The sequence below is a fragment of the Agriterribacter humi genome, from assembly GCF_009192765.1.
GTDB lineage: Bacteria > Bacteroidota > Bacteroidia > Chitinophagales > Chitinophagaceae > Agriterribacter > Agriterribacter humi.
This window is the reverse complement of sequence record NZ_VOHQ01000012.1, coordinates 15,859-27,500: the sequence shown is the minus strand read 5'-3', so window position 1 is coordinate 27,500 and position 11,642 is coordinate 15,859. Positions and strand designations below refer to the sequence as shown.

Annotated in this window: 12 protein-coding genes and 2 rRNA genes (1 of these 14 running past the window's edge); all 14 read left to right on the top strand. The window is 42.3% G+C overall.

Features of this window, described 5'->3' with window-relative positions:
* Positions 1-801 (top strand): 23S ribosomal RNA (locus FRX45_RS17950) (it extends 2,095 nt beyond the left edge of the window).
* A gap of 102 nt (positions 802-903) precedes the next feature.
* Positions 904-1,015 (top strand): 5S ribosomal RNA (gene rrf / locus FRX45_RS17945).
* Between the two features lie 271 nt (positions 1,016-1,286).
* Positions 1,287-1,619: a hypothetical protein gene (locus FRX45_RS17940; protein WP_152269858.1), complete on the top strand. Its 333-nt coding sequence runs from the start codon at positions 1,287-1,289 to the stop codon at positions 1,617-1,619.
* Between the two features lie 259 nt (positions 1,620-1,878).
* Positions 1,879-3,660: an ABC transporter ATP-binding protein gene (locus tag FRX45_RS17935; RefSeq protein ID WP_152269857.1), complete on the top strand. Its 1,782-nt coding sequence runs from the start codon at positions 1,879-1,881 to the stop codon at positions 3,658-3,660.
* Positions 3,661-3,879: 219 nt separating this feature from the next.
* A complete protein-coding gene (locus FRX45_RS17930) occupies positions 3,880-6,198 on the top strand; it encodes a TonB-dependent receptor (protein WP_152269856.1) in 2,319 nt (772 codons plus the stop codon).
* A 50-nt stretch (positions 6,199-6,248) separates the two neighbouring features.
* Entirely contained in the window at positions 6,249-7,001 is a 753-nt protein-coding gene (locus tag FRX45_RS17925; RefSeq protein WP_226805442.1) for a DUF4249 domain-containing protein, read from the top strand.
* Positions 7,002-7,223: 222 nt separating this feature from the next.
* Positions 7,224-7,628 (top strand): hypothetical protein, encoded by a 405-nt coding sequence (locus FRX45_RS17920; RefSeq protein ID WP_152269855.1) that lies wholly within the window; start codon positions 7,224-7,226, stop codon positions 7,626-7,628.
* 113 nt (positions 7,629-7,741) lie between these two features.
* Positions 7,742-7,960: a translation initiation factor IF-1 gene (infA, locus tag FRX45_RS17915; protein ID WP_152269854.1), complete on the top strand. Its 219-nt coding sequence runs from the start codon at positions 7,742-7,744 to the stop codon at positions 7,958-7,960.
* A 24-nt stretch (positions 7,961-7,984) separates the two neighbouring features.
* Complete coding sequence (rpmJ, locus tag FRX45_RS17910) at positions 7,985-8,101, top strand: 50S ribosomal protein L36 (RefSeq protein WP_152269853.1); 117 nt, start codon at positions 7,985-7,987, stop codon at positions 8,099-8,101.
* A 37-nt stretch (positions 8,102-8,138) separates the two neighbouring features.
* Positions 8,139-8,519 carry a 30S ribosomal protein S13 gene (rpsM, locus tag FRX45_RS17905; protein ID WP_152269852.1) on the top strand — a complete coding sequence of 127 codons (381 nt, stop codon included), beginning with the start codon at positions 8,139-8,141 and terminating at the stop codon, positions 8,517-8,519.
* A gap of 89 nt (positions 8,520-8,608) precedes the next feature.
* A complete protein-coding gene (rpsK, locus tag FRX45_RS17900; protein ID WP_152269851.1) occupies positions 8,609-9,013 on the top strand; it encodes a 30S ribosomal protein S11 in 405 nt (134 codons plus the stop codon).
* Positions 9,014-9,161: 148 nt separating this feature from the next.
* A complete protein-coding gene (gene rpsD / locus FRX45_RS17895; RefSeq protein WP_152269850.1) occupies positions 9,162-9,767 on the top strand; it encodes a 30S ribosomal protein S4 in 606 nt (201 codons plus the stop codon).
* Between the two features lie 111 nt (positions 9,768-9,878).
* Complete coding sequence (locus tag FRX45_RS17890) at positions 9,879-10,880, top strand: DNA-directed RNA polymerase subunit alpha (protein ID WP_152269849.1); 1,002 nt, start codon at positions 9,879-9,881, stop codon at positions 10,878-10,880.
* A 188-nt stretch (positions 10,881-11,068) separates the two neighbouring features.
* Complete coding sequence (rplQ, locus tag FRX45_RS17885) at positions 11,069-11,614, top strand: 50S ribosomal protein L17 (RefSeq protein WP_152269848.1); 546 nt, start codon at positions 11,069-11,071, stop codon at positions 11,612-11,614.
* The last annotated feature ends 28 nt before the right edge of the window (positions 11,615-11,642 follow it).

Genomic DNA, 11,642 nt, shown 5'->3' with positions numbered 1-11,642 from the left:
CTTCACTACAACTTTGCATTGATTTTGAGTGACAGATGTGTAGGATAGTTGGGAAGCTACGAAGCAGTCTCGCCAGGGATTGTGGAGCTGTCGTTGAAATACCAACCTTCTGTTACTTAGAGTCTAATCCCTTACGGGAGACATTGCATGGTGGGTAGTTTGACTGGGGTGGTCGCCTCCTAAAATGTAACGGAGGCTCGCAAAGGTACCCTCAGTACGGTTGGTAATCGTACGAAGAGCGCATTAGTATAAGGGTGCTTGACTGTGAGGCTCACAAGCCGAGCAGGTGCGAAAGCAGGCTAAAGTGATCCGGTGGTTCTGTATGGAAGGGCCATCGCTCAAAGGATAAAAGGTACTCCGGGGATAACAGGCTGATCTCCCCCAAGAGCTCATATCGACGGGGAGGTTTGGCACCTCGATGTCGGTTCGTCACATCCTGGGGCTGGAGAAGGTCCCAAGGGTTCGGCTGTTCGCCGATTAAAGTGGCACGTGAACTGGGTTCAGAACGTCGCAAGACAGTTCGGTCCCTATCTGTGGTGGGCGTTAGTAAATTGCGTGGACATGACCTTAGTACGAGAGGACCGGGTCGTACGTGCCGCTGGTGTATCTGTTGTGCCGCCAGGTGCAATGCAGAGTAGCTACGCACGGCAAGGATAAACGCTGAAAGCATCTAAGCGTGAAACCTTCCACAAGATGAGTTTACTTTTAAGGGTCGTCGAAGACTACGACGTTGATAGGCTACAGGTATAAAGGTGGTAACATCAAAGCCGAGTAGTACTAATTGCCCGTACGCTTTAATTTTTTTTTATTATTACCGTTTTCGTTATTTCCCAATATGTACATTATTTGAAGCCCGAATGCTAAAATTCGAATTTCGAATTTGAATCTTCGGATTTATCTTCTTATGGTGCTTTTGCCGGGGGTGTTCACCTCTTCCCATACCGAACAGAGAAGTTAAGCCCCCCATGGCCGATGGTACTGCAATACAATGTGGGAGAGTAGGTAGGTGCCATATTTATTGAGCCCGATCAGTTTACTGGTCGGGTTTTTTTATGTCAATATAAAGACAATTTCCACTTCCCATACCGATCCGCCGCGGCGGATAAGCCCCCCATGGCCGATGGTACTGCAATACAATGTGGGAGAGTAGGTAGGTGCCATATTTATTGAGCCCCGCGATTTATCGTGGGGCTTTTTTGTGCCCATAACCGAAGCGATATGATAAAAATATGTATTACCAATGCAACGTTCCCGCCTCCGGGAATGATCAAAAAAGAAATTGTTGTATGAAAAATAGTTTATTTATCGTTATATTTTTTCTATCGCTTTCCTGCTCCAAGAAAGGCAACCCCAACATTGAGACCAAAGATTTACCACAATCAATCCAAACCCTGATAGCTGAAGCAGAGCGGGAATGCCCTGTTTGCGGGATTACTATATTGATGTATGCATACAACAAGAAGATAATTTATGCAAGTACCTGTAATGGACCAGCTTGCAATTGCGTTATGGTTTATTATGACCAGGGTGGAGAATTAATAAAATATGAGGAAGGGGTAAATAAAGATATAAACGAGGAAAAAAAATTGATTAGAGAAGTTTATCGTTGCAGCGAATAGTCCGCAAGTGATCTAAGAGAAAGAATGACCGATCAGGCTCAATAATAGAGATATGCTATAACCAGTCATATTGGTGGACTCCAGGGCTCAGGTGACTGTCAGCATTTGTAATGTCCCGCAGTCACCAGGGTCCTACGAAAATAGTACGACTTAAACCACTCTTTTATTTTCACCAGCACGGGGCTACCATTTTTCTCCTTTTGTTTTATTTCCCTAATTTCATTAGCATTAGCTGTACGTATAAAAAGGAATCTGACCAATGAATATACTATGGTATTACCTCAAACCACACCGCTGGCTTATTGTACTGGCACTTTCTTTAGCCGGGGTAGCGCAATTGCTTACCCTGGTTGATCCTTTGATCTTTGGAAAAATCATTGATGATTATGCTACCAACCCGGGCAGCAAAACAGAAAAAGAATTGGTAAGCGGCGTAACCTTCTGGTTGCTGGTGGCAGTTGCTATCGCGCTGCTGGCAAGGCTTGCTAAAACCCTGCAGGATTATGTGATGCGCCTTGCAGTGGAAAAATTCGGCATGCAAATATTCAACGATGGGCTAAAACAAACACTCCGCCTCTCTTTTCAGGAATTTGAAGGACAAAGAAGCGGTGAAACGCTTTCCGTGCTGCAAAAAGTAAGAACCGATACCGAACGGTTTATCAATGCATTTATCAATATTCTATTTTCTTCTCTTATCGGTATTGGTTTTTTAATATGGTATGCCATTACCAAACACTGGCTGCTGATACCGGTTTTTATTATTGGCGTAGTGGTATTGGGCGGGCTTACCGGTTTGTTAAGCAAAAAAATAAAAATCCTACAGCGCTCCATCAACCGCGAAACCAACCAGATGTCGGGCGCCATTACCGAATCGCTGCGTAATATTGAGTTGGTAAAAAGCCTCGGACTTACCTATCCGGAAATAAGAAGGCTGAGGGAGCACACCAAAAAAATATTCGATCTGGAGATACAGAAAGTAAAAAAAGTGCGGATGCTCAGTTTTTTGCAAAGCTCGGCGCTCACCCTATTGCGGCAGTCTATTTTGTTTATTTTATTATGGCTCATCTTCCGGCATGTGCTCACTACGGGCGAACTGATCAGCATGCAATTCATCTCCACAACTATTTTTGGGCCGCTGCAGGACCTGGGCAATATTATTCTTTCGTACCGCGAAGCGGAAGCGTCTATTATGAACTTTGACAAGCTGATGAAAAAGCCGGTGGAATCAAGACCCGAAGAACCGGTAGCCATTGGGCCATTAGAATCCATGCGGTTCGACCATGTTGTTTTTAGACATGCCACCGCTTCATTAAACGCTATTGATGATATTTCTTTTGAGCTGAAAAGTGGCGATACCATTGCCTTTGTAGGACCTTCGGGATCCGGGAAATCTACCCTGGTAAAACTACTGGTGGGCTTATACCGGCCTGTAACAGGAGGTATTTATTTTAATAATATTCCAGCGGCTCAAATCCGCTATAACGAAATGCGCCGCCAGATTGGTTTTGTAACACAGGATACCCAATTGTTTTTTGGAACCATAAAAGATAATTTGCTGTTTGTAAAACCCGGCGCAACCGATGAGGAAATTTTGCATGCTTTACACCAGGCTTCCTGCGATGGGATGCTGGCCCGTTCGGCAAAGGGACTGGATACGGTTTTAGGCGAAAGCGGAATGAAGTTGTCGGGAGGCGAGAAACAACGGATAGCCATTGCAAGGGCCTTGTTGCGGCATCCGCGGCTGCTGATTTTTGACGAAGCTACTTCAGCGCTGGATTCACTTACAGAAGAAGCCATCACGGAAACCATTAAATCAATATCTGCACAGCGCGATCCCATCACCATTCTTATAGCACATCGCTTATCTACCATTATGCACGCCGACACCATTTATGTGCTGGAAAAAGGGAAAATTACCGAATCGGGGAACCACGACTTCCTGGTAGAGAAAAAAGGGTTGTATTACGCCATGTGGCGGCAACAGGTGGGCGAAAGAAGAACCAATATGCCGGTGGTTACTGATTTTGGACCCGAAACATAGCGCAGGAAAAATGGGAATTCTTTTTTGCATCTTTGTTATACTTTATTTAATTGTGACAAGTGGTGCGGTTGCAAGCAGGTACTGTTTGTTTGACCTGTATCTTCGCCGCGCTTTTTGGGAAAATATCCGGGATGTTTTTCACAACTGCTGCCAGTTAAGACCGAACCGCAATTGTATGCCGCAACAAACCATAAAAGCATTGACATCAAACTAAAGCTAATGAACAAATTATTGTTAGTGATATTGGCCATGCTTACCTGTATGCAGGGCTATAGCCAGGAAAAATTTACGATCAGCGGAACCGTACGTGTCCAAAAAACCGGCGAAACAATCATTGGCGCCAGCATTAAAGCCGGCGACGCCGGAACCTTCAGCAATGATTACGGATTCTATTCCATTTCACTTCCCGCCGGAAAATATACATTTGAAGTATCCGCAGTTGGCATGCTTATACATACACGAAGTATTGAGCTGGGTAACGATATGACCCTGAACATTGCATTGGAAGAGGAACCCAAAACCTTAGATAACATAACGATTACGGCTACATCCAAAAACCGCAGTCTCAGCAGTCCGCAAATGGGCATTGAAAGACTGAGCACAAAAGAAATCAGGAATATTCCCGTATTGCTCGGAGAAAGAGATGTGCTGAAAACTGTGCAATTACTACCTGGTATTAAAGCGGCGGGTGAAGGAAACAGTGGTTTTTTTGTAAGAGGAGGCGCTGCGGATCAGAATCTTATCCTGTTAGATGAAGCTACAGTATACAATGCATCTCACCTGCTGGGGTTTTTCTCCACTTTTAACTCCGATGCCATTAAAGATGTAACGGTTTATAAAGGCGGTATGCCTGCACAATATGGAGGAAGGTTATCCTCTGTACTGGATATTAAAATGAACGACGGCAATAACCAGGATTATAATGTAAGCGGTGGAATAGGCCTCATATCTGCAAAACTGAACGTGGAAGGTCCCATTCAAAAAGACAGGTCCTCTTTTTTAATTACGGGGCGCAGAACATACGCGGATATGTTTTTAAAGTTATCCAATGACTCGGCATTGAAAAACAATACCCTGTATTTTTATGACCTGAATGCCAAACTCAACTACAATATTGGAGATAAAGACAGGCTGTACCTTTCGGGGTACTTTGGAAAAGATGTGCTGGCTGCCGGGCAAACCTTTGGGCTGGATTGGGGAAACGCAACCGGTACATTGCGCTGGAACCATATTTTCAGCAATAAATTATTTTCCAATACTTCTTTCATTTTCAGCAATTACAATTATAATATATCCATCCGGAACGGCGCCAACGAGTTCGACATCTTCTCCCAGATCCGCGACCTGAATCTTAAGCAGGAATTTCAATGGTATATCAACAACAAAAACAATATCCGCTTTGGACTCAACTCCGTTCATCATACCATCCGGCCGGGCGAAGTAAGACCCAGTTCCGGCCAGTCGAGCATCAATTTATCCCTGCTTCAAAAAAGATACTCATGGGAAAATGCCCTGTATTTTACGAATACCTGGAAGGCAACGGATAAGATCAACCTTACCTATGGGCTGCGGCTTACATCCTTTAGTATACTGGGTGAAGGTGACTTTTATAATATTGACAATGAAGGATCAGTTACCGACACACTTAGTTATACAAAAGGAGCATTTATTAAAACCTATATTAATCCTGAGCCGCGTGTTGCTGCCAGCTATCAGCTAAACGAAACAAGCTCTGTAAAAGCATCTTATGTGCGCAATGTGCAGAACCTGCATTTAATCAGCAACTCCACCACTGCAAGCCCAACAGATAAATGGGTGGCGAGCACCAATATTATTAAACCTGAAGTTTCGGACCTGTTTGCCGTTGGCTACTATAAAAACCTATGGGATAATAATTATGAGCTAACCTTTGAAACCTATTATAAAACCATGCAGAACCAGATAGATTACCGCGATGGAGCCAATGTGTTCATTAATTCAGATGCTATTGAAACACAACTTTTGTTTGGAAAAGGAAGAGCATATGGAATAGAATTACAGTTTAAAAAGAAAGCGGGGAAATTAACGGGCTGGTTAAGCTATACTTTATCTAAAACGGAAAAACGTATTAACGGGATTAATAACAATAAATGGTATAATGCCCGCCAGGACAGAACGCATGACCTGGCTTTGGTAGCATCATATCAGATCAGTAAAAAATGGACGATATCTGCCAACTGGATTTATTATACAGGAAATGCAGTAACCTTTCCTGCAGGAAAATATCATGTGAATGACCAGACGTATTTTTATTATACAGACAGGAATGGCTACAGAATGCCTTCTTATCATCGCTTAGACCTGGGTGCTACCTGGGTATTGAAGCAAAGAAAAAGATTTTCTTCTGAGCTGAGCTTTAGTCTCTACAATGCGTATGGACGGGAAAATGCCTACACCATATCTTTCCGGGAGAGCGAAGACAACCCTGGTAAAACAGAAGCTGTGCAACTGGCATTGTTCAAGTATATACCTTCTGTATCCTATAATTTTAAATTCTGATGCCCATGCGTATTGTTATATTATTCGGCCTTATCTTAAGCATCTCTTTTATGTCATGCGAAAAGGTAATAGATGTTTCTTTAAAAGACTCGGAGAAACTGTATGTAATAGAAGGTATCCTTACCGACAGGGAAGGTGATTGCGTGGTAAGCATATCCAAAACGAAAAACTTTGATGATGATAATATTTTTGAAGGGCTTGGCGATGCAGTTGTATCGGTAACAGATGATGAAGGAAATACAACCGCACTTCCTGAAGCAACTACAGGTGTATACCGTTCGGCAACACTTACCGCTACTACCGGTAAGGCGTACATGCTTGAGGTAAATATAAATGGACAAACATTTAGCGCTTCATGTATCATGCCGGTTAAGGTTAAAATGGATTCGCTTTATGTTAAAGAAGAAGGCTTTTTTGGTGAAACAATAAAGCTGGCAAATGTGCAATACGAAGATCCGGTGGTTAAAGGCAACAATTACCGTTTTATTCAATACGTGAACGGAATTAAAGAAAAAAACATATTTATCCGGGATGATGATTATTCCGATGGAAATACATCTACCATAACATTGTTTACTGCACCTGATGAGGATGAAGATGAAATTAAGAGCGGCGACAAGGTTAGGGTAGATATGCAGTGTATAGCGCCTGCGTTATATAAATATTGGTATAGCCTTGACCAGGGCGCTTCAGGAGGCAGCAACTCCGCCTCTCCCGCAAATCCTGTAACCAATATTGAAGGAGGTGCACTGGGTTACTTTAGCGTTCACACTGTAGAAAGTAAGACAGTGGTAGTGCCATAGGGGGTTACAAGTTGCAGGGAGGCAGCGTTTTTCGGTTTATTATGATTTGAAATTTATCCGTCACGGCGGACAGGCCTGCCGGCAGGTAGGTTTGGTTCCTGTCATGTGTGATTTGGTTCTTCTTTTCGGGATTTCGGGGTTTTCCGCTTCAGATTCATTTTCGTCTGCGATTGGCATATACGATAATTTTCTTTAAATTACGCCTGCACTAAAATTCTTCCCATGATCAAACTTTCCGAAATTAAAAATGGTGATATCGTTAACGCCCGTTTTGAAGACTTAACCAATACGGGGGAGGTTATACAGGTAGACGGGGCAGAAAAAAAAGTATTGGTTGCACACGGTGATCAACAGTTTTGGTACGATATTGATGATCTTAGCCCGGTACCGCTGACTGTAAATGCATTGGAAACACTTGGCTTTACGCTTTCGTCCGACCCCGCTTTCAATAGCTATGGTGTGGCGTATATAAGGGGGCCTTTTATTGTGCGTTATCCCGAAAAGGATAAGAACAGTATGCTGCTGACCTACCGGGATGAGCATCGGGAAATTAACAATGAAATATCTGTGCACCAGTTTCAAAATCACTACCAGAGTATGACAAATATGCACCTTGGTTTGTCTTAAAAATGTCTCAGTCATTAATGTTTATTCTAATTTATTGCGTCCCTTTCCGGAAAATTTCTCTTTTTTTGTTATAATCAACATTATAATCGTATCTTTGCGCACCCAAAAACGGTATGGCAAAACAAACACTTATTAAACAGGATGGAATCATTTTAGAAGCCTTGTCCAACGCAATGTTCAAGGTAAAATTAGAAAATGGACATGAGATCCTGGCAACCATTTCGGGGAAAATGAGAATGCATTATATCCGGATATTGCCGGGTGATAAGGTGGGAGTAGAGATGAGTCCGTATGATTTGAGCAGGGGAAGAATTATTTTCAGATATAAATAATATTTATACATAAAACTCAATAAAATGAGAGTAAGAGCATCCATAAAAAAACGTAGCGTTGATTGTAAGATCGTGAGGAGAAAAGGGGTATTGTATGTAATCAACAAAAAAAACCCTCGCTTCAAGCAAAGACAGGGTTAAGAAATCTAAAATTTGAAATTTAAAATTTAAAATCTTTATGGCTCGTATTGCCGGTGTTGATTTACCTAAGAACAAAAGAGGGGAAATAGGGTTGACCTATATTTTTGGTATTGGCAGCTCTACCGCCAGGTACATTTTAGAAAAAGCGGAAATAAGCTACGATAAAAAAGTAAATGAATGGAATGATGAGGATTTAAATTCCATTCGTAATATCATTACCAACGAATTTAAGGTAGAGGGACAATTGCGTTCTGAAGTGCAAATGAGTATAAAGCGTTTGCTGGATATAGCCTGTTACCGTGGGTTACGTCACCGCAAGGGATTGCCTGTTCGCGGGCAGCGCACCCGTACCAATTCGCGTACACGTAAAGGCAAGCGTAAAACAGTTGCCGGTAAAAAGAAAGCAACCAAGAAGTAATATTATAGAATGGTTACCGGATCCGTATGCTTCACGGGGAGGAACTATTCGCAGATTTATTTTAACTATTTAAAGGACTACCTCGTATTATGGCTAAAGCACAGGCAGGCAGCGCAAAAGCCGCTGCAAAAAAAAGAGTGGTAAAAGTAGATGCATACGGCGATGCCCATGTAACTGCAAGTTTCAATAATCTTATTGTTAGCTTAACCAATAAAACCGGACAGGTGATCAGTTGGAGCAGCGCCGGTAAGATGGGTTTTAAAGGATCTAAAAAGAATACGCCTTATGCAGCGCAGATGGCGGCTTCGGATGCGGCCAGAGTAGCTGCGGAAGCAGGTTTGAAAAGAGTAGACGTATTTGTAAAAGGGCCCGGCTCCGGACGTGAAAGCGCTATCCGTGCTATTGCCAACAGCGGTATTGAAGTAAACATGATCAAGGATGTTACACCCCTGCCCCACAATGGTTGCCGTCCTCCCAAGAAAAGAAGAGTATAGCGGAATTGCTGATTTTTGATTTGGTAATTTCTGATTTGAAAATCCGAAATCAAAAAATCCGAAATCATACATTTATAAACAGGTTTGCGATTGATTTTAGATTTTTAATGATCGCACACCGTAATTAAAAAATCAAAGTAAAACAATTATGGCACGTTACACAGGCCCCAAAACAAGGATTTCCCGCATTTTTGGCGAACCGATCCTTGGCAATGGTAAATATCTTACCAAGAACAGTTTCCCCCCCGGTCAGCATGGCAATTCCAAAAAACGTAAAGCGCCAGGAGAATACGCGCTTCAGTTAAAAGAAAAGCAAAAAGCCAAATATACGTATGGTTTGCTGGAACGTCAGTTCCGTAAAACATTCGAAGAAGCATCCCGCTTAGGCGGTGTTACCGGCGAAAATCTTATTAAATTGCTTGAATCCCGTTTAGATAATACCGTATACCGTCTGGGTGTTGCTCCATCCCGTCCTGCTGCAAGGCAACTGGTGGCACACAAGCACGTAACGGTAAATGGTGAAGTGGTTAATATCCCATCATACAGGTTAAAAGCCGGGGATATGGTAAGTCTTAAAGATAAAAGCAGGGCGAATACTGCGGTTACCAGCCAGGTGCGTGGTAAAAATCCGAAGTTCAACTGGTTAGACTGGAACGAAACCGAGTTAACCGGAACTTTTATCACCTATCCCGAAAGAGAAAGTGTTCCTGAAAACATTAAGGAGCAACTTATCGTGGAGCTGTATTCCAAATAATAGTTCCACCCTCTGTTGCGAGGTATAAAAAGAGTTGATTCCATTATTAAACAGATACCGGAAATCTATCCAACGAACAAGGTATCAAAAACTTAAAATTGAAATTTAAATATGGCCATTTTAAATTTCCAAAAGCCGGATAAGATCATTCTGCAAAAAGCGAATGAGTTTGAAGCATCTTTTGAATTCCGCCCGTTAGAGCCGGGTTATGGTGTTACCATTGGTAACGCACTTCGCAGGGTTTTATTAAATTCACTGGAAGGTTATGCGATCATTGGTATTTTTATTGAGGGAGCAGAGCATGAGTTTGCTACACTAAAAGGAGTGACTGAAGATGTTACAGAAATTATCCTAAACCTGAAACAGGTTCGGTTTAAAAAAATTCTGGACACCGATATCAGCCAGGAAAAACTTACGCTTTCCATTAAAGGAAAAAGCGAGTTTACCGCTGCCACAATAGGAGAAGCTACTGCATCTTTCCAGGTTATGAACCCTGAGTTGTTAATTTGCACGCTGGATCCTTCTTCTAAACTGAATATTGAGATTACTATCGGGAAAGGACGTGGTTATGTTCCTTCTGAAGATAATAAAGTCAAAGATGCTCCTTTTGGATATATCCCTACTGATTCTATTTTCACACCCATTAAAAATGTGAAATACGGAATTGAAAATTTCCGTGTGGAGCAAAGAACAGACTACGAAAAACTGTTAATGGATGTGCAGACTGATGGTACAATCCATCCTGAAGAAGCTGTAAAACAGGCTTCACGCATTCTTATCCAGCATCTGATGATCATTACTGATGAAAATATTACATTCGACAGTAAGGAAGACAAGAAAGAAGATGTAGTAGATGAACAGGTGTTGCAACTGCGTAAAGTGCTGAAAACACCATTGGAAGATCTGGACCTGAGTGTACGTGCATTCAACTGTTTGAAAGCTGCTAAAATTAACAGCTTAAGCGAACTGGTGCAGTACGAACAGGAAGACCTGATGAAATTCCGTAATTTCGGTCAGAAATCACTGGCAGAAATTGAACAGGTGTTGGGCGAAAGAAGCCTTCATTTTGGAATGGACCTCGCTAAGCTGGGATTGGATAAGGATGAGTTTTAAGAGAATGGAGAGGTGAGAAGGTGGGCGTAAGAGAAAAGAAATAATAATATGCACAATCATAATCTGTTGCTTAAGCACAGAGCCGGCCTGTAATTCCCTGACACGGTACAGGAAGGTATTCATAACATGATTTGAAATTTCAAACCTGTCTGCCGACAGGCAGATTTCAAATCCCAAATTAAACAGTCATGCGTCACGGAGACAAGATCAACAATCTCAGCAGAACAGCCTCACACAGAAAAGCGCTGCTGAACAATTTAGCCAATGCATTATTGACAAACAAGCGTATCGTAACAACGCTGGCAAAAGCAAAGGCCCTCAGAACTTTTATTGAGCCCCTTATTACCAAAACCAAAAAGAACGAAACCAAAGAGCAGATCATGCACAATCACCGGTTGGTGTTTAGCTATCTGCAGAATAAAGAAGTAGTAAAAGAATTGTTTACTGTAATTGCACCTAAAGTTGCCGGCAGACCTGGTGGTTATACCCGCATCATTAAACTAGGAAAACGTCTTGGTGATAATGCCGAAACAGCGCTGATTGAGCTGGTTGATTTCAACGAAGTGTATACCAAAGGCACGGAAAAAGCCGCAACAACTACAAAAAGAACGCGCAGGGCAGGTAGCAAAAAGAAAGCGGAAGCCAAAGAAGAAGTTGCCGAACAAGCACAGCCTGCAGTTGAAGCTAAGGTTGAGGAAACCCCGGAAACCGATAAAGAAAAAACCGCGGAGTAATATCGAAAATGTTAATAACCTTTTAATA

What these genes read in the sequence shown, in the direction of transcription:
- FRX45_RS17925 (WP_226805442.1), top strand. Translation starts at nt 6,249, where the DNA reads ATGTCATGCGAAAAGGTAATAGATGTTTCTTTAAAAGACTCGGAGAAA.
- infA (WP_152269854.1), top strand. Translation starts at nt 7,742, where the DNA reads ATGGCAAAACAAACACTTATTAAACAGGATGGAATCATTTTAGAAGCC.
- FRX45_RS17935 (WP_152269857.1), top strand. Translation starts at nt 1,879, where the DNA reads ATGAATATACTATGGTATTACCTCAAACCACACCGCTGGCTTATTGTA.
- FRX45_RS17920 (WP_152269855.1), top strand. Translation starts at nt 7,224, where the DNA reads ATGATCAAACTTTCCGAAATTAAAAATGGTGATATCGTTAACGCCCGT.
- FRX45_RS17890 (WP_152269849.1), top strand. Translation starts at nt 9,879, where the DNA reads ATGGCCATTTTAAATTTCCAAAAGCCGGATAAGATCATTCTGCAAAAA.
- rpmJ (WP_152269853.1), top strand. Translation starts at nt 7,985, where the DNA reads ATGAGAGTAAGAGCATCCATAAAAAAACGTAGCGTTGATTGTAAGATC.
- rpsK (WP_152269851.1), top strand. Translation starts at nt 8,609, where the DNA reads ATGGCTAAAGCACAGGCAGGCAGCGCAAAAGCCGCTGCAAAAAAAAGA.
- rplQ (WP_152269848.1), top strand. Translation starts at nt 11,069, where the DNA reads ATGCGTCACGGAGACAAGATCAACAATCTCAGCAGAACAGCCTCACAC.
- rpsD (WP_152269850.1), top strand. Translation starts at nt 9,162, where the DNA reads ATGGCACGTTACACAGGCCCCAAAACAAGGATTTCCCGCATTTTTGGC.
- rpsM (WP_152269852.1), top strand. Translation starts at nt 8,139, where the DNA reads ATGGCTCGTATTGCCGGTGTTGATTTACCTAAGAACAAAAGAGGGGAA.
- FRX45_RS17940 (WP_152269858.1), top strand. Translation starts at nt 1,287, where the DNA reads ATGAAAAATAGTTTATTTATCGTTATATTTTTTCTATCGCTTTCCTGC.
- FRX45_RS17930 (WP_152269856.1), top strand. Translation starts at nt 3,880, where the DNA reads ATGAACAAATTATTGTTAGTGATATTGGCCATGCTTACCTGTATGCAG.